This window comes from Neisseria sp. CCUG12390, from assembly GCF_047837985.1.
Classification (GTDB): domain Bacteria; phylum Pseudomonadota; class Gammaproteobacteria; order Burkholderiales; family Neisseriaceae; genus Neisseria.
Window position 1 is genome coordinate 2,389,796 of record NZ_CP181244.1, and the last position, 19,731, is coordinate 2,409,526.

Below are 19,731 nucleotides of genomic sequence, written 5' to 3' on the forward strand. Positions count from 1 at the left end.
ATGAATCAATCAAACACCGACTGAACCATAAAATCTATAGCGGCCAAACCGCACGATTTTGATTTCACTTACTTAGGGTAACGCCATGATACAACGTCAAAACAACCTTCTGAAAACCATTCCGCTTACCGTATTGGGCATCTTTCTGCTGGCCGCCTGCGGCGGTGGCGGCGGGAAATCGCCGAAAACCGCGCCTACGCCGATACCGCAAACCCCTCAAGTACAAAGTCCGCAGCCGCAAACGAAATCCCAAACACCGGACACCGGAGCTGCCGGTCAATTGCCCCGACCTTCCGCCCCGAATCCAAACAAACCGGTTGTACCAAACGTCCCGGCCAAACCTGATGACAACCCGCCTCAACCGCCCGAACAGCCGGATACCGGTAAAGTCCAACCCGGTCAGCCCAAAGCAGAACCACCCAAAGCTGACGAAAACGCTCATGACATTCTGAACAAATTGAGCTTGGAAACCCGCCACGGGTTGGTTGCAGACAACACGCTGAAAATGGTGTTTAACGACCAAGGCAAAACCGTAGAAATCGACTTAATCCGGCCGGAAGACCGTTTCATCCAAAATAACATCCATACCTTGCGCGACAGCACGGGCAAAGTCACCGGCTATTACGGCTTTACCGCCGTCAACCATCCGATACGCAACGATTACGGCGAGTTCGACGGTTCGAAAGTCATTTACCATTACCTGCAAAGTGCCGACGCAGCCGAAATGCGCCGCCCGGTTACCGACGGCGAAATCAGCTACCGTGGCAATATGTATTACCACTATCACGACACACCGACCGACTTTCTGACCGCAGAAGTCAGCGCGAAATACTACGGCGGCAGCAAAACCATGTCGATGCAGATACATGACGACAACGGCGGCGTTTGGACGCTGCTGCAAGAGCGCAATCCGCGCAGTTCGGCGCGTGTCAATGTTGAAGAAAGCGGCCACGTCGGCGGCCACCTGTTTTTCCGTGACAACGAAGGCAACCGCCCCGTGTTTAACGGCAACTTTACCGGCGGCTTCTACGGCGCAAACGGCAGCGTCCTGACCGGCAAAGCCAACCACGAAGGCAAAAACGCCTGGGAGGGTGTCATTGGCGCAGTGGCGCAATAACCTTTTTATCAGTAAGCAAAGGCCGTCTGAAAATGATGCTTTCAGACGGCCTTTATTTTGATTTTACTTAAACCATCAAACCTGTGCAAAATCCGAAAGTATTCAAAAATTTCTAATCCGTCATGAGCCGTGCGGCGGAATCCGTAGCGGACTTGCGCAGCTACTGACGGATTCAAAATTTTTAAATATTTCCAGGTTTTGCAAAGGTCTCCGTTTTTTGGTTTTTCGAGCCTTGTAAAAAACTCAGGCCGTCTGAAAGTATGAAAAACTTTCAGACGGCCTTTACCTTGATTTCAATTTAAATCATTACATTAAATCTAAATCAATCTTTCAACTTCGCCAACTGCCCCTGCACTTTCGCCATTTTGTCTTCCAACTCGGCCAGTTCGGCTTTGTCTTTTTCCACCAGATGTGCGGGGGCTTTTTCGGTGTAGCCGGGTTTGGAGAGTTTGGCGTTGAGTTTGTCCAAGGCTTTTTGCAGCTTCTCGGCTTCTTTGGTCAGACGCGCGGTTTCGGCGGCTTTGTCGATTTCCACTTTCAGCATCAGGCGCGCGCCGTTGCAGACGGCCACGGGCGCGTCTTCGTTTTCGGGCAGTTTGTCCACGATGTTGGCTTCGGTCAGGCGCGTCATGGACGGCAGGTATTTGAGCAGGGCTTCGTCGGTTTGGCCTTCGATGAACAGCGGGGCTTTCACGTTCGGGGCGATGCCCATTTCGCCGCGCAGGTTGCGCACGGCGCCGATCAGGTCTTGCAGCGCGGTCATTTTGTCGAAGGCCGTCTGAACGATTTTGCCTTCGTCCGCCACCGGCCATGCGGCAATCATGATGCTGTCGGCGTGCTTGGCGTTGGCCAGCGGTGCGACGGTCTGCCACAGTTCTTCGGTGATGTACGGCATAATCGGATGCAGCAGGCGCAAAATCACTTCGAGCACACGCACGAGGGTGCGGCGGGTGGTGCGTTGAGTGGTCGGGCAGCCGGTTTGGATTTGCACTTTGGCCAGCTCGATGTACCAGTCGCAGAAATCGTTCCACACGAATTCATAGAGCGTTTGCGCTGCCAAATCAAAGCGGTAGGTGTCGAAGGCTTCGGTAACGGCGGCTTCGGTTTGCTGCAGGCGGCCGATAATCCATTGGTCGACGAAGGTATAGGCCAGCGGCTGGGTCTCGTCTTGGCCGCAGTCTTTGTCTTCCACGTTCATCAACACGAAATTGGTCGCGTTCCACAATTTGTTGCAGAAATTGCGGTAGCCCTCGGCGCGTTTGAAGTCGAAATTGATGCTGCGGCCGAGGCTGGCATAGCTGGCCATGGTAAAACGCAGCGCGTCGGCGCCGAACACGGGAATGCCTTCGGGGAACAGTTTTTTCGTCGCTTCAATCACTTGCGGCGCTTTTTCGGGGCGGCGCAGGCCGGTAGTGCGTTTGACCAGAAGCTGTTCCAAATCGATGCCGTCGATCAAATCCACAGGGTCGATGACGTTGCCCTCGGATTTGGACATTTTTTTGCCTTCGTGGTCGCGCACCATGCCGTGGATGTACACGTCTTTAAACGGCACTTTGCCGGTAAAATGCGTGGTCATCATGATCATGCGGGCGACCCAGAAAAAGATGATTTCGTAGCCCGTTACCAACACGTTGCTGGGCAGGAAGGCTTTCAACTCTTCGGTTTCAGACGGCCAGCCGAGCGTGGAAAACGGCACCAGCGCAGAGGAAAACCAGGTATCCAAAACGTCTTCTTCGCGGGTAAGCCCGCTTTTGCCGGCCAATTTTTCCGCTTCCGCTTCGCTGCGGGCAACGTAAACATTGCCGTCTGAATCGTACCAAGCGGGGATTTGGTGCCCCCACCAGAGCTGGCGCGAGATGCACCAGTCTTGGATGTTGTTCATCCATTGGTTGTAGGTGTTCACCCAGTTTTCCGGGAAGAATTTTACCGCGCCGCTGTCCACCGCTTTTTTGGCTTTTTCAGACAGGCTTAGTCCCTTAAATTCGCTTTCCGGCTCACCGCCCTCGGGCTTTGCGCTCATGGCGACAAACCATTGGCGCGTCAGCATCGGCTCGATTACCGAACCCGTGCGGTCACCTTTGGGCGTCATCAGCGTGTGCGGTTTTACCTCTTTCAGATGGCCTTCTGCTTCCAAGTCGGCCACGATTTGTTTGCGCGCAGCGAAGCGGTCGAGGCCGACGTATTTTTCAGGAAGCTTAATGCCTGTCTGAACTTCGCCTTTGTAGTCGAATACTTCCGCTTCGGCCAGAATTTCCGCCTTTAGGCTCAATACGTTAATCAGCGGCGTATTGTGACGTTTGCCCACTTCGTAGTCGTTGAAATCGTGCGCGGGCGTGATTTTCACGCAGCCGGTGCCGAAATCCTTGTCCACATATTCGTCGGCAATCACCGGAATCGTGCGCCCCGTCAGCGGCAGCACCAATTCCTTGCCGATCAAATGCGCGTAGCGTCCATCGTCGGGATGCACCGCAACCGCCACGTCGCCCAACAGCGTTTCCGGCCGCGTGGTCGCTACGGTCAGGCCGTCTGAAAGATTGTCAGCCAGCGGATAGCGGATGTGCCACATCGAGCCCTGTTCTTCCACATTTTCCACTTCCAAATCCGAAATCGCCGTACCCAAAACCGGATCCCAGTTGCCCAAACGCTGGCCGCGGTAAATCAGCCCCTGCTCATACAGGCGCACGAACACCTCGGTCACAATCCCCGCGCGCGTGTCGTCCATCGTGAAATACTCGCGCGTCCAATCGGCCGAACAGCCCACACGGCGCATCTGCTGCGTAATCGTGCCGCCCGACTGCTCTTTCCATTCCCAAACCTTTTCCAAAAACTTCCCACGCCCCAAATCATGGCGCGACACGCCCTGCTCGGCGAGCTGGCGTTCCACCACAATCTGCGTGGCAATCCCCGCGTGGTCGGTGCCCGGAATCCAGCAGGTGTTGCGGCCTTTCATGCGGTAATAGCGCGTCAGGCCGTCCATAATCGTCTGGTTGAACGCATGCCCCATGTGCAGCGTGCCGGTAACGTTCGGCGGCGGCAATTGGATGGAAAAGGCTTCGGCGCGGGAAAAATCGGGCTGGAAATAACCGGCGGACTGCCAGTTCCGATAGTGTTTGGCTTCGATTTCGGCGGGGTTGTATTTGTCTAGCATGGTGGATTCTGTACGGTAAAAATATGACGAAACATCCGCTCTGCGCTGCCAAACCTTCGTTTGCCGCCACAGCGGATGCCGGAAATGAGATAGGTCGGATTATAACGCAAAAAGGCCGTCTGAAACGATATTTCCGTTTCAGACGGCCTTGGGTTCTGCTTCGGCTTTCCGACCAAACAAATCGGCTGATTTATTTGTTTTTGTCGGTTTTGGCTTCTTTTTTCAATGAAGCGTAAAGCTCGGGATCGCGGTTTTTCAGCAAGGAAGCGACGGCCAAATCATCGCGGTTGACTTTTGACAAGTCCACACGTTCGATATGTACCAGACGCAGCAGCTCACGCACCGGCTTAGGCATGTTGCGGCCGGATTCGTAACGCGAACCGCCGGACTGGGTCACACCGATGCGGCTCCAAAAGTCCATTTGATTTAAACCGAGTTTCTTGCGGATGTCGCGGATATTGTCAATTTTCTCAAACGACTTCATGAAATTTCCTTCTTCGTTTATTCGTTCTGCAGTCTATACCGAAACTGTCCTCATAACCTGCCGCTTTCCATCGAAGCAGCGAATCAAAACGGACGCTCTTAATCGGTATCCTATCGTCACAAGTATATTAGACAGAATATTCGAAAGAAGTTTTATCATATGCGTCATAATCTGGATAAATATTTCTGACAAAAATATTTCAAAAAGTTTTTTCTTTTTAAATCATTATCTTATAATTTTCAAAAATTCCGAAAACTCATGATTTTTACAAAAATAAACATTACGGCCTCATCATTTATCAAGGTTTGCCGCTCGCAGGACTGATAGTGAGGATTTCGTAGCCGGTGTCGGTGACCAATACTTCGTGTTCCCATTGGGCGGACAGGGAACGGTCTTTCGTAACCACCGTCCAGCCGTCGGCCAGAATACGCAGATGGCGTTTGCCTTGGTTAATCATCGGCTCGACGGTGAAAATCATCCCGGGCTGCAATACCGGCCCCTGCCCTTTGCGCCCGTAGTGCAAGACTTGCGGTGCTTCGTGGAAACCGCGGCCGATGCCGTGTCCGCAAAATTCCTGCACCACCGAATATCCGGCATTTTCGGCAACCTGCTGGCAGGCATGGCCGACATCGCCCAAAGTCGCCCCGGGTTTGACTGCCTCGATACCGGCCATCATCGATTCGTGGGTCACGTCAATCAGGCGTTGCGCAAACGGTTTGACTTCGCCGACGGTAAACATACGGCTCGAATCGCCGTGGAAACCGTCTTTTTTAATCGTCAGGTCAATATTGAGAATATCGCCTTCCTTCAAAGGCTTATCATCGGGAATGCCGTGGCAGATAACATGGTTCACCGAAGTGCAGCACGATTTCGGATACGGCGGATTACCGTAGTTCAAAGGCGCGGGATAACCGCCCTGCACATTGACATGGTAGTCGTACACCAGCTTGTCGATTTCGTTGGTGGTGATGCCCGGTTTGATAAACGGGGTAATGTAATCGAGGGCTTCGGCCACCAGGCGGCCGAGTTCGCGCATTTTTTCGATTTCTTCCGGGGTTTTAATGATGATTTCGTCGGTCATTTTATCGGGTTCCTTCATGGTTTCAGACGGCCTGGTCATGGAATAAAGCATCGTGCTTTTCCACTCAGGCCGTCTGAAAAGTTTAAAACCGGCTGGGTATTGCGCCGTTTAGAATAAATTATCGATCACTTCTTTTTGCTGCTGTGGCTGTGGCTTAGGCTGCGGTGCGGGTTCCGGACGCGGCTCGGGTTTAGGCTCCGGAGCAGGGGCAGGACGCGGCTCGGGTTTAGGCTCCGGAGCAGGGGCAGGACGCGGTTCGGGCTTGGGTTCCGGCTCGCTGCGCGGCTGGGTCGGGGCGGGTTGTCCTGCCGGAGCCGGCGGCGTCACGGTCGGGCTTTGCAGCGACGGCGACGGTTGGGCAGGCCGGTTTTCTGCCGGACGGGCGCGTTCGGTTTCTCCGCCGTCACGCGGACGGGCGCGGCGCGGCTCTTCGGCATTGCGGTTGCGGGAAGACGGAGGCAGGAACGGATTGCGCGACGCCTGTTCGTCGTCTTCCTCCGCATTTTGCCCGCCCTGCATCCCGGCCGTATCCACGGCATCGGGATTCAGAATCACCGCCTCCTGGCTGCTGTCGCCGTTGGGTTTCCAAACTTCCACGCGGTTGGCCCCGCGCTCCTGCTGCTGCGTCTGCTCGGCCTGCTGCCGTTCTTCGTCGCGCGGTTTGAATGTACCGATGACGCCGATAATCAGCGCAATGATGGCCAACACGCACACGGCCAAGGTTGCGGTGATCAAATGTTTGGGTCTGAGTTGGAATTGCTGTTTTGCCATGAAAGAAAACTGTCCGTTGGTGTGGCGAATCCGATGATTCGGGAAGGCCGTCTGAAATTTTCAGACGGCCTGCTTGTTATTGTGGAACGTAGTTTTGATACAGGGTCACGACTTTTTGCACGCCGATGGTGGTGCTGACTTTTTGGGTAACCAAGGCCTGCTCTTCCGGTGTCAGAATACCCATCACATAAGTCACGTTGTCGTAAGTCACGATTTTGGTGCGCGCCTGCGTGGCCGGACTCACGCCCAACAACACGGCGCGGACTTTGGATGTCCCCCACGAATCGGCACTCACGTTGCCGAAATTACGGCTCGGCGTAGCGACGGTGATGTAGTTGTAAATGCCTTCGGCGGCCTGCTCCGAACGGGCGATTTGTTCGACGAACTGTTTCTCACCCTCGGTCGCTACCTGACCGAGCAGCAGCAGACGGCGGTTGTAGCTGACGACATTGATTTTCGGCGTATAACCGGCGGTCTGGTTGTTTTGGCGCAGGTAGGACAAAGCGGTCTGCTCCACGCGCAAAGCCATCACATTGTCGTCGGTTTGCGCGCCCGTCGTGCGGCGGTCGGCGGCGGATTTGGCACCGACGGCCGCACCGCCGACCAATGCGCTGACACAGCCGCTCAGGGTAACGGCCAACAATGCCGAAGCCAGCAGCGTTTTCACAAATTGCTTGTTTTTCATAAACGTCCTTTCGGATGGTGTTCAAACAGGTTTCAGACGGCCTCGCGAATCATGTCAGGCCGTCTGAAAAAGAATCAGATGCCTTCGAGCAGCATGGTGTCGATGCAGTCGCACATCGCGTGAATCAGCAGGATATGGTTTTCCTGAATGCGTGCGGTGCGCGGGTGCGGCACGTTGAGCAAGACGTCGGTGTCTTTCAGCATGGCGGCGATTTTGCCGCCGTCGCGCCCCGTCATCGCGATAACGTGCATGTCGCGCTCGTGCGCCGCTTTGATGGCTTCGATGACGTTGCCGGAATTGCCCGAAGTGGAAATGCCGACCAACACGTCGCCGGCGCGCCCCAATGCGCGCACCTGCTTGCTGAAAATATGGTCGAACCCGTAATCGTTGCCGATGGCGGTCAGCGCGGAGGTATCGGTGGTGAGTGCCACCGCCGCCAGCTCCATACGTTCTTTTTCAAAGCGGCCGGTCATCTCGGCGGCGAAATGCTGCGCGTCGGCGGCCGAACCGCCGTTGCCGCAGGCAAGGATTTTGCCGTCGTTCATCAGGCATTGCAGCATCAGCTCCGCCGCCTGTACGGTCGGTTCGGCCAATACTTCGGCGGCCTGCTGTTTGGCTTGGATACTTTCGGCAAAATGCGCGGCGACGCGCTCTTGTAATGTCGTCATCTAAAAATCAACCTGTGATATTTTGCACCCATTCGGGCGGTCGGTTTCCCTGAATCAGCACCGCGTCCAGACGACAGGGAACGTGATTCAGCCTGTGTTGTTGCAGATAATACTCTACACTTCGTTGCAGTTTCAATAATTTGGACGGAGAAATGCTGTATGCCGCGCCGCCGAATTGCTGGTTTTTGCGGTATTTTACTTCAACAAACAGAATCATGTTACCGTTTTTGACAATCAGGTCGATTTCGCCGTAAGCGCAATGCCAGTTGCGCGCCACCAGTTTGCAGCCCTGTTTTTCCAGAAACGCCAATGCCCCATCTTCGCCGGCCGCGCCCTGTTTGTGGTTCAAACGCATATCTTGTTCCCCTTATTGTCTATATAATTAAGCACTTTTTTCAGACGGCCTCACCCATGATTCAGAAACACTATCAAAAAGCCTGCGACAGCCTGAGCGCGCAAACATTATACGTGGTCGCCACGCCCATCGGCAATTTGGCCGACATCACCCTACGTGCGCTGGCCGTATTGAAAACCGCCGACGTGGTTTGCGCCGAAGACACGCGCGTAACGGCGCAGCTTTTGAGCGCGTACGGCATACAGGCCAAACTCGTCAGCGTGCGCGAACACAACGAGCAGCAGATGGCCGACAAAATCATCCAATATCTTTCAGACGGCCTCATCGTCGCCCAAGTTTCCGACGCGGGTACACCTGCCGTGTGCGATCCCGGGGCGAAACTGGCCGCACGCGTGCGTGAAGCCGGATACAAAGTCGTGCCGGTGGTCGGGGCGAGCGCGGTCATGGGTGCGTTGAGTGTGGCCGGCGTGAGCGAGCCGTCGTTTTACTTCAACGGCTTTCTGCCGCCCAAATCGGGCGAACGGCTGAAGCTCTTCGCACAATGGGAAAACGCGGACTATCCGATTGTAATGTTCGAAACGCCGCACCGCATCGAAGCCGCCCTTTCCGACATGACCGCCGTGTTCCCCGAACGCAAAATCGTGTTGGCACGCGAAATCACCAAAACTTTCGAGACCTTTCTCAGCGGCACGGTCACGGAAATTCAGACGGCCTTACAGGAAGACGGCAACCAGACGCGCGGCGAAATGGTGCTGGTGCTGCACCCCGCCGTGAACGCAAAAAGTAGCGAACTGCCCGAAGCCGCGCAAAACGTGATGAAAATCCTGGCCGCCGAACTGCCGACCAAACAGGCCGCCGATTTGGCGGCGAAGATTACCGGCGAAGGCAAAAAGGCTTTGTATGATTTGGCGTTGACGTGGAAGAATCAGGATTGAACATTTAAAAATGACATCTTTAAAAAAGCTGAGATCTTTGCAAAACTCGGTTTTAACCCGAAAATCTATGCCCGTCATTCCCGCAAAGGCGGGAATCCAGAATTTTAACCTTCTGTAATTTCTAAATATTTCTTAAGCTGGCCGTTCTGGATTCCCGCCTGCGCAGGAATGACGGGGTACTTAGTTTCTGAAAGTTCACAAGTTTTACAAAGGCTTCAAGGCCGTCTGAAAAATATTTTTCAGACGGCCTTGGTGTTTCGGTTCTTTCAGTAAAACCGGATTATTTCTTCTCGCCCAACTGCGGCAATACCGAGCCTTCGCCCAGTTGCAGCAGGCCGCTTTGCGAATAAATGCCCAGTTTGGCGCGGGTATCGACGATGTCGAGATTGCGCATGGTCAGTTGGCCGATGCGGTCGAGCGGCGTGAATGCGGCGTCTTCGACTTTTTCCATGCTCAGGCGTTCCGGCTGGTAGGTCAGGTTCGGCGACTCGGTGTTCAGAATCGAATAGTCGTTACCGCGGCGCAGCTCCAGCGTGACTTCGCCGGTGACGGCTTTGGCCACCCAGCGTTGGGCGGTTTCGCGCAGCATCAGGGCTTGGCTGTCGAACCAGCGGCCTTGATAGAGCAGGCGGCCGAGACGCAGGCCGTTGATGCGGTATTGTTCGATGGTGTCTTCGTTGTGGATGCCGGTCACGAGACGCTCGTAGGCGATGTGCAGCAAGGCCATGCCGGGGGCTTCATAAATGCCGCGCGATTTGGCTTCGATGATGCGGTTTTCGATTTGGTCGCTCATGCCCAAGCCGTGGCGGCCGCCGATGCGGTTGGCTTCCAAGAACAATTCCACGGGATCGGCAAACTCTTGGCCGTTCAGCGCAACGGGCACGCCTTCTTCAAAGCGTACGCTCACTTCTTCGGGCTTCACTTCGACGTTTTCGTCCCAGAACGCCACGCCCATAATCGGTTTCACGATTTTGATGCCCGAATTCAAAAATTCCAAATCTTTGGCTTCGTGGGTTGCGCCGAGCATGTTGGAGTCGGTGGAATAGGCTTTTTCCACCGACATTTTGTAGTTGAAACCGTTGGCGATTAAGAATTCGCTCATTTCGTGGCGGCCGCCGAGTTCTTCGATGAACTGCTGGTCGAGCCACGGCTTGTAGATTTTCAGCGCGGGATTGGTGAGCAAACCGTAGCGGTAGAAGCGTTCGATGTCGTTGCCTTTGTAGGTCGAACCGTCGCCCCAGATGTTGACATCATCTTCTTTCATCGCCGACACCAGCATGGTACCCGTTACGGCACGCCCCAAAGGCGTGGTGTTGAAATAGGCGATGCCGCCGGTGAAAACGTGGAACGCGCCGCATTGGATCGCCGCGATGCCTTCGTGCGCCAACTGCGCGCGGCAATCGATTAAGCGCGCATTTTCCGCGCCGTATTCCATCGCTTTTTTCGGAATGGCGTTGTAGTCGTCTTCGTCGGGCTGGCCGAGGTTGGCGGTGTAGGCGTAAGGCAGCGCGCCTTTCAGTTTCATCCACAATAACGCGGCGGAAGTATCGAGGCCGCCTGAAAAGGCGATACCGACTTTTTGGCCGGTCGGCAGCGACTGCAAAATGGTATGGTTTTGGCTCATAAAAAATCCTGTCAGACTGAAAATAAATGCGCCTTGGCGCGCCGTTTCGTAAAATCGGGTTTATTATCTTATAAATAAGGCGGATAATCCAGTTCGGGCTGTACCGCAAGGGTAGGCTTTGCGGCAGGAACCGTATCCGTTTTATTTGAAAACACGGCATTTTGCATACAGCTCCGTCGGAACGGCCGCACCGACATCGCCGAAATCCTGCAAACCCGTGCATTCGGCAATGCGTCGGCGGACTTGGTCGGCGGCTTCGGGCGGCAATGCGGGCGGACGGGCAAACGACTGCACCACGGTATGCACCGTCAGCGGCGCGGCGTGCGGCTGTTTGGGAACGAGTGCGGTATGGTAAACATTACCGATCCTGCCGCGCGGCGTATCGCTGAACGTCGCTACGCCGCAAAAATCGGAAAGCGGCAGCGTTTGAACATCTCTACGGCTGACTTGATGAATGAATGCCGTACCGCAAGGGCAGGCTTCGCACTCTGAAAACACGATTTCGCGGCAGCGTCTGTCAAAATCACGCCACAGCGACCACGCGGCAACGGCAAACAAAATCAGGCCGCCCGCCATGCCCCAGCCGTTTTCCGTCAGCAGCAGTCCCAATCCGACCGCGGCATAGAATGCGGCTTCCAGACTGTCCCACACATTCGGCGGCTGCTTTAACCGATATTCACGCATGGCTTCCCTTTTCAATTGAAATACTCACGCCGTCTGAAAAACTTTCAGACGGCATACGGAAGAAAGATTATGAAAGACCGGCAACATTTGTTCAACCTCATCATCATCGGCGACGAAATTCTGCACGGTTCGCGCGTCGACAAGCATTTTTCGTTTTTCAAAAATCTACTGGAAACGCGCGGCCTGAAACTCAATCAGGTGCAGTATCTGCCCGACGATTTCGATTTGCTCGTTACGCAGTTGCGGCGCAGTTTTTCAGACGGCCTGCCGACGTTTGTTACCGGCGGCATCGGCGCAACGCCCGACGACCACACGCGGCAGGCGGCTGCGGCGGCTTTGGGCGTACCGCTGGTGCGCCACCCCGAGGCGGCGGAAAACATCGACGGCGTAACCTTAGGCCGCGGCGAGCCGCTCGGTTCGCCCGAACACGAGCAACGCCTGAAAATGGCCGATTTCCCTGAAGGCGCGGACATCGTGCCCAATGAGTTCAACAACATCGCCGCCTTTTCCGTGTGCGGACATTACTTCTTCCCGGGCTTTCCTGTGATGGCGCATCCGATGGCTCAATGGGTATTGGAAACGTATTACGCCGACCGTTTCAACCGGGTGGAAAGCGGATTCCGCAGCGTGTATGTGTTCGGCCAGCCTGAATCGCGCCTGACGCCTTTGATGGAATACGTCGAACAAGCCTACCCGGGCGTGCGCTCCTACAGCCTGCCGACGGTGGCGCGTACGGCCGACGACGGCAGCCATGTTCATCCGCACATCGATTTCGGCATTAAGGCCGAAGGGGAAGCCTGCGCGTTATTGGACACAGCTTGGGCGGACGTGGTGCGGCGGTTGAAGGATTTGGGGGCGGAACTGAAAGATTCGGTATAAGACCAAGGCCGTCTGAAACTTTAAGTTTCAGACGGCCTTCGGGTTAAAAAGACTTGCGTTACAAATCCGGTTCGCCCATCCACAACGCCGCCAGCGTTGCCAGCGATGCGAAACCGACGACCATGATGATGTTTAAGAAAAAGACTGACATGATAACCTCCGTAAGTTTAGTGAACCGGCGTTTGCGATTTTTTACGTTACCGCTTGACGCCTTGTTATATGCCGTCTGAAAAGAACGGCAATGGTTTGTGCCGGCAAGGCTGCATTGTGCACCCCGCCCTTTTGATGACAGAATAACAAGCTTTTCAGATTGGGGCTTGGGCTTTTACCTGCTTTTCCAATCGGAAAAAAGCAATAATTATCAAAAACTAATGCGAAAAACTATCAAATCATCGGAGTTTATAGTTTTTATTTTTATAACCTTATGAATCACAAAGGTTTCAACCATTTAAATGAATGTCCACACTAATTCCTCCCGCCCTCTCCGCCATACCGTCACCCAGGTTGTCTGTGTCTTATTATTGGTCTCTGCGGGTCTCATTGCCGCCCAAATCGTTACCGGACAGAACTTTGCTTTTGAAACACCTTTCATGATGTGGATTCACACGCAAACGGGGCAATGGTTCACCCCCGTGGCCGGCGTGATGCACTACATCGGCAAAACCTCTCTGGCCGTGCCGGTCATTGCGCTGCTGGTTTTGTGGCTGGTGTTCACGGGGCGGCGCGACTACGGTCTGTTCATCGCTTTAAGCACGCTGCTGCCGACGCTGATTATGCTGACGGTAAAATTCTTTATTTCCCGTCCGCGCCCCGAATTGTGGCCGCGCATCATCGAAGAAACCAACAGCTCCTTCCCCAGCGGACACAGCACTTTCGCCGCCGCGCTCGCCACCATTGCCGTTTTGCTCTGCCTGCGTTCGCCCCATTGCCGCATCGTTTTGCCGGCCGGTATCTGTTTCGCCCTGCTGATGGGCTATTCGCGCATGTATCTGGGCGTGCATTACCCGACCGACGTGTGGGTCGGCTGGATTAACGGCACATTGACCACGCTCGCGCTGTATTACTTCTTTTTCCGAAAACGTTTCGCACAATGAACCTTTTTCCGCCCCCGAACACACCGTTTTGGCTGCGCAACGGCAATGCCGAAACCCTTTTCGCCAAAGCCCTGCAAGGCAAACCGCCCGTTTACCGCCGCGAACTGCTGCCCGACAGCACCGGCCAGACGCAGGTTGCCTATGATTTCGTCGATGCTGCTGACCCGGATGCACCTTTGGTGGTACTGTTTCACGGCTTGGAAGGCAGCAGCCGCAGCCATTACTCGGTGGAACTGATGAAAGCCGTGCAGTCGCGCGGCTGGCACGGCGTAGTGGCGCATTTCCGCGGCTGCGGCGGCATCGCCAACACCGCGCCCGTGTTCTACCATTCCGGCGATTCGGCGGAAATCGGCTTTGTTCTGAACACTTTGGCGCAGCGTTACGCGACGGTTTATGCCGTCGGCGTGTCGCTGGGCGGCAATGCCTTGGCGAAATATCTGGGCGAACAGGGCGATGCCGCGCTGCCCGAAGCCGCTGCCGCCGTGTCCGCGCCCGTGGATTTGGCCGCCGCCGGTACACGCTTCGACAAAGGCACGACCCGCCTGCTCTACACGCGCTATTTTCTCGATTCGCTCATTCCCAAAGCCGAAGCGTTTGCGCATTTTCAGACGGCCTCGCCGTTGAAAAACTGCAAAACGCTGGGCGATTTCGACGACTTGTTCACCGCGCCGCTGCACGGTTTTGCCGACCGCCACGATTATTACCGCCGCAGCTCGTGCAAACCGTTTTTGAAAACCGTTGCCAAGCCGCTGCTGCTGCTCAACGCCGTCAACGACCCCTTCCTGCCGCCCGAAGTGCTACCCACCCCCGCCGATGTTTCCGACAGCGTTACCCTGCTGCAACCGCCCCACGGCGGCCATGTCGGCTTTGTCAGTAAAGACAAAGGCCGTCTGAACATCGAATGGCTGCCGCGCACTTTGCTGGACTATTTTTCCCGATTTGAAACACGGTAAAGGCCGTCTGAAAAATCCGGCCGCGTTTCAGACGGCCTGAGCAAGACCCTGCCGCTTCATGCTATCATCCCATCTCATCTGCTTCGCCTAAACGCACGCCCCCATGACCGCCACCGACATCATCCACATTATCGGCACGATTGCCTTTGCCCTGTCGGGCTATCTCGTGGGTGCGCGCAAGCGGCTGGACATGCTCGGCGTATGGATTTGCGCGCTGCTCACCGCCATCGGCGGCGGCCTGATACGCGACGCATTGGTCGGGCGCATGCCGCTGGTTTTTACCGAATACGGCACGCTGACGATTACCGCGCTGACCGTGCTGGCGGCCTGGCTGTTCAAAGTGCAGAACCATCAAGGCCGCGTGTTGGCCGAAGCCTTTGCATGGGCGGATTCGCTCGGGCTGGTGGCCTTTACCATCACCGGCGCGCAAGTCGGGCTGATGTATGTTTTGAACGTGTTCGGCGTGGTCATGCTCGGCTTCATTACCGCCGTCGGCGGCGGCGTGGTGCGCGATGTGCTGGTGAACGAAATTCCCATGATTATGCGGCAGGATTTTTACGGCACCGTCGCCGTGATTGTCGCGCTGGCCGTGTTCCTGCTCGACCGCCTGAATGCGCTCAATCCGCTGACGCTGAATATCCTGCTGATCGGCGGTTATGTGCTGCGGATGTGGGCATACAAAACCCGCCTGACGCTGCCGAAACTGTAAGGCCGTCTGAAAACCAAACCATGCGCCTTTTCAGACGGCCTGAAGCAGACGGTTCGCCCCAAAATAACAGACCTCTTTTTCCAAATATTTCCGAAAGCCCGACCATGACCGATATTCTGAACAAAATCCTCGCCACCAAAGCCGAAGAAGTCGCCGCGCAAAAAGCCGCCGTTTCTTTGGAAGACATGAAAACCCAAGCCCGTACCGCCTCGCCGGTGCGCGGTTTTGCCGATGCGGTTCATGCCAAACACGCGCAAAACCTGCCTGCCGTGATTGCCGAAGTGAAAAAAGCCAGTCCGAGCAAAGGCCTGATTCGCGCGGATTTCAATCCCGTCGAAATCGCCAAAGCCTACGAAGCGGCAGGTGCGGCGTGTTTGTCGGTGTTGACCGACGAGCCGTATTTCCAAGGTTCGCCCGAATATCTGAAACAGGCGCGCGCGGCGGTGAGCCTGCCGGTATTGCGCAAAGATTTCATCATCGACGAATACCAGATTTATCAGGCACGCGCATGGGGTGCCGATGCCATTTTACTGATTGCCGCCGCTTTGGAAGCCGCGCAACTGGCGCATTTCGAGCGCGTGGCGCATGATTTGGGCATGTCGGTCTTGCTGGAGCTACACGACGCGTCCGAACTGGAAAAATGCCGCAACATGACCACGCCGCTGTGGGGCGTGAACAACCGCAACCTGCGCACGTTTGAAGTCGATTTGCAGCAGACGCTGGATTTACTACCCGAATTGGCCGGCAAAACCGTCGTGACCGAAAGCGGCATCCGCGATAAAAACGACGTGGATTTCATGCGCAGCCACGGCGTGCATACGTTCCTTATCGGCGAAACCTTTATGCGTGCCGACGATATTGAAGCGGAAGTGAAGAAGCTGTTTTGAGCGCAAAGGCCGTCTGAAAATATTTTCAGACGGCCTTTGAATCATGAATCAGAAAGGACGAAAAATGTTTATTTTGCAAGTCGATTTTCCCTATCAAGGCCCGTGGGGCGGTGAAATGGCTGCCGGCATGAAAGAGCTGGCCGAATCCATCGCCCGAGAACCCGGCTTGGTTTGGAAAATTTGGACGGAAAACCAGGCCGCGCAAGAAGCCGGCGGCATTTACTACTTCGCGACCGAACAAGATGCGCAGAATTATTTGGCCATGCACACCGCGCGTTTGAAAAGTTTCGGCGTACCGCAGGTCAACGGTAAGATTTTTGCGGTGAACGCAGCGTTATCCAAAATCGACAACGCGCCTTTGTAAATCAACATGCCGTCTGAAAACTTTTCAGACGGCATGTTTCTTGGCAGACAAAGAATCTTCGAAATGACAGGCATCAGTCCCCTTCCCGACCAGGGGAAGGGATTAGGAGGGCGGCTCTGCTCTGCGGCATGGGTTCATTTTCCATTAATGCAAAGAGCCGCCCTTTCCCACCAGTCGCGAGGACGAATGGCAAGAATGTTAAAAGGCCGTCTGAAAAAATATTCCTTTTTTCAGACGGCCTTTTATATTTGACCCTAACTTTCCAAACGCTTGAAATGCCGCGGACGGAACCCGAGCAGCCCCAAAGTCAGGAAATACAGGCCGCCGCCGATGGCCAGCAACACGCACAGTTGCAGCACTTTTTGCAGGCCGCCGACATCCACCCAGACAAACGGCAGATACGTTTGCGCCGCCCACAGGCCGCCGCCCATTACGGCCAGCGCAAGCAGCATTTTGCCGAGAAATGCACCCCAGCCCGCGCCGGGTCGGTAAATGCCGTGTTTGCGCAAGAGGTAAAACAGCAAACCCGCGTTCAGACACGCGCCCAAGCCGATGGCGAGCGCAAGTCCGGTGTGCTTGAGCGGGCCGACGAAGGCCAAATTCATCAGTTGCGTGCACACCAGCGTGAAGATGGCGATTTTGACCGGCGTTTTGATGTTTTGCCGCGCGTAAAAGCCAGGGGCGAGCACCTTAATCATAATCAGCCCGATCAGGCCGAACGAATAGGCAATCAGCGCGTGCTGCGTCATTACCGCATCGTTCAGCGTAAAGTTTTTATACATAAACAGCGTCGCCACCAGCGGGAACGACAACACCGCCAAGCCCACCGCCGCGGGCAGCGTCAGCAGCATACACAGGCGCAGGCCCCAGTCGAGCAGGCCGGAGAAGGCCTGGCTGTCTTGTCCCGCGGCGTGTTTGGACAGGGTCGGCAGCAGAATCGTGCCCAAAGCCGCGCCGAGCACGCCGGTGGGCAGTTCCATCAGGCGGTCGGCGTAATACATCCACGACACGCTGCCCGATTGCAGGAAAGACGCGAAAATGGTGTTGATTACCAGCGAAATCTGCGCCACGCTCACGCCGAGAATCGCCGGTGCCATCTGCTTCATGACGCGTTTGACCGCAGGGTCGGCGAAACTCAGTTTCGGCAGTTTCAGGAAACCGAGTTTCGCCAGCCACGGCAGTTGGAACGCGAGCTGCAAAATGCCGCCGACGAACACCGCCCACGCCAACGCCATGACCGGCGGGTCGAAATACGGCACGAAAAACAGTGCGAACACGATAAACGAAATGTTCAGCAAAGTCGGCGTAAAGGCCGGAATGCTGAATTTGTGGTAGGAGTTGAGAATCGAGCCGACAAAAGAAGACAGCGAAATCAACAAGATATACGGGAAGGTAATCCGCAGGAGTTCTATCGAAAGTTGGAATTTGTCGGGATTTTTCGCAAAACCGGGCGCGGAGACATAAATCACCCACGGCGCGGCCAAAATGCCGATGGCGGTCACAATCACCAAGACAAAGCTCAACATACCGGCCACATGACGCACGAATTCGCGCGTGGCTTCTTCGGATTTGGTCTGTTTGTATTCCGCCAGAATCGGCACGAACGCCTGCGCAAACGCACCTTCGGCAAACACGCGCCGCAGCAGGTTGGGCAGCTTGAACGCCACGAAAAACGCGTCCGTCGCCATGCCTGCGCCGAACGCGCGGGCGATAATCGTGTCGCGGACAAAGCCGAGAATGCGCGACACCATGGTCAGGCCGCCGACTTTGGCCAAAGCACCTAATAAATTCATAATGGTTCAATCTGTTTGAAAATGGACACAAAGGCCGTCTGAAACAGGATTCGACCATCATTGCAAGGAATCGTTTCCGACGGCGGGAAATGTTTCAGACGGCCTTTAGAAAAACCGTTTATTGTACGACAGCGCGGGCGGTTTGGGCTATGTTTTCCCGAACGCCGGCCGAGGCCGTCTGAAAAACGGTCGCGGCGGTTTCCCGAAACGAAACCGACTTTTTCGCAAAAACCGTTCAACCGCCGCACAAAATGCTTTAAAATCACGCCTGTTTTAACCGAAAGAACCATCATGAACCTGAAAAAAACCACCCTCATCACATTTACGGCATTGGCTTTGGCAGCCTGCGGCGGCCAAGCCGAAACCAGCGTGCCTGCCGACGGCGCGTCGCAAAACACTTCTTCAGCCCCGGCCCCCGTCGCACCGGCAGGCTTGGTCGAAGGACAAAACTACACCGTGTTGGCCAATCCGATTCCTCAGCTGCAGGCCGGCAAAGTGGAAGTGGTCGAATTCTTCGGCTATTTCTGCCCGCATTGCGCCAATTTGGAGCCGGTATTGAGCGAACACGCCAAATCGTTCAAAGACGATACCTACCTGCGCAAAGAACACGTCGTTTGGGGGCCTGAAGTGAAGCCGCTGGCGCGCTTGGCCGCCGCGGTGCAGATTGCCGGCGAAAAAGCCGCCGACATGCCGATTTTCAACGCCATCGTCAACGAAAAAATCAACCTGGCCGATGCGGAAGTGGTGAAAACATGGCTGCCTGCGCAAACCGCGTTTGACGGCAAAAAAGTCTTGGCCGCATTTGAATCGCCCGAAAGCCAAGCCCGCGCCGACAAAATGGAAGAGCTGACCAATACCTTCCAAATCAGCAGCACGCCGGTGGTCATCGTCGGCGGCAAATACCAAGTGAAATTCGCCGACTGGCAATCCGGTATGCAGACCGTTGACCTGCTGATCGACAAAGTACGCGAAGAACAAAAAGCCGCACCTGCGAAATAAGGTTTTGATATTGCGAGGCCGTCTGAAAATATTTTTCAGACGGCCTTATTTGTAGTTGCGAGATGGAGTCTATTCTACTTTTAAACAATGGCATACTCTGTTTCTCGTTAAGGTTTTCTTTAATTCAACGTACCCCCTCTCCCTAGCCCTCTCCCGCCGGACGGGAGAGGGGACGGATTGCCGATGTTTTCCTGATGGCTGGCCGTTTCATCAGTTTCAGCAATCTTCCCCCCTTCCCGCTGGCGGGAAGGGGCTGGGGGAAGGGTGGATTGTGGATTGAGTGATTTTTTAGAGATTGTGCAAACCTAGCGCGTTTTCCTAAACAACATAGATAGAAGGCCGTCTGAAAATATTCTGTTCAGACGGCCTTTTGTTGCTGTGAGATTTATTTTGCTTTTAAGCAATGGCATACGCTGCTTCTTGCTAAGGTTTCCTTTAATTCAGTACCGCCCTCCCTAGCCCTCTCCCGCCGGACGGGAGAGGGGACGGATTGCCGATGTT

Annotated in this window: 18 protein-coding genes and 1 pseudogene; 9 read left to right on the forward strand and 10 right to left on the reverse strand. The window is 55.1% G+C overall.

Annotated elements, in window-relative coordinates; genetic code table 11:
* The first annotated feature begins 85 nt into the window (after positions 1–85).
* Complete coding sequence (locus tag ACM67E_RS11070) at positions 86–1,117, forward strand: hypothetical protein (protein ID WP_416191494.1); 1,032 nt, start codon at positions 86–88, stop codon at positions 1,115–1,117.
* A 322-nt stretch (positions 1,118–1,439) separates the two neighbouring features.
* Here the strand turns inward: ACM67E_RS11070 and ACM67E_RS11075 are convergent, their stop codons facing one another.
* From ACM67E_RS11075 to ACM67E_RS11105, 7 genes and pseudogenes are all read right to left on the reverse strand, one after another.
* A complete protein-coding gene (locus tag ACM67E_RS11075) occupies positions 1,440–4,265 on the reverse strand; it encodes a valine--tRNA ligase (RefSeq protein WP_416191495.1) in 2,826 nt (941 codons plus the stop codon).
* A 190-nt stretch (positions 4,266–4,455) separates the two neighbouring features.
* A complete protein-coding gene (locus ACM67E_RS11080; RefSeq protein WP_416191496.1) occupies positions 4,456–4,749 on the reverse strand; it encodes a helix-turn-helix domain-containing protein in 294 nt (97 codons plus the stop codon).
* Positions 4,750–5,047: 298 nt separating this feature from the next.
* Positions 5,048–5,857, reverse strand: a pseudogene (gene map / locus ACM67E_RS11085) (type I methionyl aminopeptidase); the annotation flags it as partial.
* Between the two features lie 81 nt (positions 5,858–5,938).
* Positions 5,939–6,601 (reverse strand): hypothetical protein, encoded by a 663-nt coding sequence (locus tag ACM67E_RS11090; RefSeq protein WP_416191497.1) that lies wholly within the window; start codon positions 6,599–6,601, stop codon positions 5,939–5,941.
* 76 nt (positions 6,602–6,677) lie between these two features.
* The gene (locus ACM67E_RS11095; RefSeq protein WP_416191498.1) at positions 6,678–7,286 is read right to left on the reverse strand and encodes a BON domain-containing protein; all 609 of its coding nucleotides are present in this window, start codon (positions 7,284–7,286) and stop codon (positions 6,678–6,680) included.
* 74 nt (positions 7,287–7,360) lie between these two features.
* Entirely contained in the window at positions 7,361–7,954 is a 594-nt protein-coding gene (locus ACM67E_RS11100) for a phosphoheptose isomerase (RefSeq protein ID WP_416191499.1), read from the reverse strand.
* Positions 7,955–7,961: 7 nt separating this feature from the next.
* Positions 7,962–8,309, reverse strand: a complete 348-nt coding sequence (locus ACM67E_RS11105) for a YraN family protein (protein ID WP_416191500.1) — start codon at positions 8,307–8,309, stop codon at positions 7,962–7,964.
* A 56-nt stretch (positions 8,310–8,365) separates the two neighbouring features.
* Between ACM67E_RS11105 and rsmI the strand changes: the two genes are divergently transcribed.
* Positions 8,366–9,244, forward strand: coding sequence for a 16S rRNA (cytidine(1402)-2'-O)-methyltransferase (rsmI, locus tag ACM67E_RS11110; protein WP_416191501.1), 879 nt, complete (start codon positions 8,366–8,368; stop codon positions 9,242–9,244).
* Between the two features lie 280 nt (positions 9,245–9,524).
* Here the strand turns inward: rsmI and argG are convergent, their stop codons facing one another.
* Together argG and ACM67E_RS11120 are read right to left on the reverse strand one after the other, a co-directional pair.
* The gene (gene argG / locus ACM67E_RS11115; protein ID WP_416191502.1) at positions 9,525–10,868 is read right to left on the reverse strand and encodes an argininosuccinate synthase; all 1,344 of its coding nucleotides are present in this window, start codon (positions 10,866–10,868) and stop codon (positions 9,525–9,527) included.
* 141 nt (positions 10,869–11,009) lie between these two features.
* Positions 11,010–11,552, reverse strand: coding sequence for a hypothetical protein (locus ACM67E_RS11120; RefSeq protein WP_416191503.1), 543 nt, complete (start codon positions 11,550–11,552; stop codon positions 11,010–11,012).
* Between the two features lie 69 nt (positions 11,553–11,621).
* On the opposite strand from ACM67E_RS11120, the gene ACM67E_RS11125 reads away from it, so the two are divergent.
* From ACM67E_RS11125 to ACM67E_RS11150, 6 genes are all read left to right on the forward strand, one after another.
* A complete protein-coding gene (locus ACM67E_RS11125; protein WP_416191504.1) occupies positions 11,622–12,431 on the forward strand; it encodes a competence/damage-inducible protein A in 810 nt (269 codons plus the stop codon).
* Positions 12,432–13,021: 590 nt separating this feature from the next.
* On the forward strand, positions 13,022–13,525 hold the full coding sequence (locus ACM67E_RS11130) for a phosphatase PAP2 family protein (protein WP_416191505.1): 504 nt from the start codon (positions 13,022–13,024) through the stop codon (positions 13,523–13,525).
* Positions 13,522–14,478, forward strand: a complete 957-nt coding sequence (locus ACM67E_RS11135) for a YheT family hydrolase (protein ID WP_416191506.1) — start codon at positions 13,522–13,524, stop codon at positions 14,476–14,478. Before ACM67E_RS11130 ends, ACM67E_RS11135 begins: the two co-directional genes overlap by 4 nt.
* A gap of 103 nt (positions 14,479–14,581) precedes the next feature.
* Positions 14,582–15,187, forward strand: coding sequence for a trimeric intracellular cation channel family protein (locus tag ACM67E_RS11140; protein WP_416191507.1), 606 nt, complete (start codon positions 14,582–14,584; stop codon positions 15,185–15,187).
* 104 nt (positions 15,188–15,291) lie between these two features.
* The gene (gene trpC / locus ACM67E_RS11145; RefSeq protein WP_416191508.1) at positions 15,292–16,074 is read left to right on the forward strand and encodes an indole-3-glycerol phosphate synthase TrpC; all 783 of its coding nucleotides are present in this window, start codon (positions 15,292–15,294) and stop codon (positions 16,072–16,074) included.
* Between the two features lie 64 nt (positions 16,075–16,138).
* Positions 16,139–16,438 (forward strand): monooxygenase, encoded by a 300-nt coding sequence (locus ACM67E_RS11150; RefSeq protein WP_416191509.1) that lies wholly within the window; start codon positions 16,139–16,141, stop codon positions 16,436–16,438.
* Between the two features lie 254 nt (positions 16,439–16,692).
* Here the strand turns inward: ACM67E_RS11150 and murJ are convergent, their stop codons facing one another.
* Positions 16,693–18,231 (reverse strand): murein biosynthesis integral membrane protein MurJ, encoded by a 1,539-nt coding sequence (gene murJ / locus ACM67E_RS11155; protein WP_416191510.1) that lies wholly within the window; start codon positions 18,229–18,231, stop codon positions 16,693–16,695.
* Between the two features lie 291 nt (positions 18,232–18,522).
* Between murJ and ACM67E_RS11160 the strand changes: the two genes are divergently transcribed.
* A complete protein-coding gene (locus tag ACM67E_RS11160) occupies positions 18,523–19,230 on the forward strand; it encodes a thiol:disulfide interchange protein DsbA/DsbL (protein ID WP_416191511.1) in 708 nt (235 codons plus the stop codon).
* The last annotated feature ends 501 nt before the right edge of the window (positions 19,231–19,731 follow it).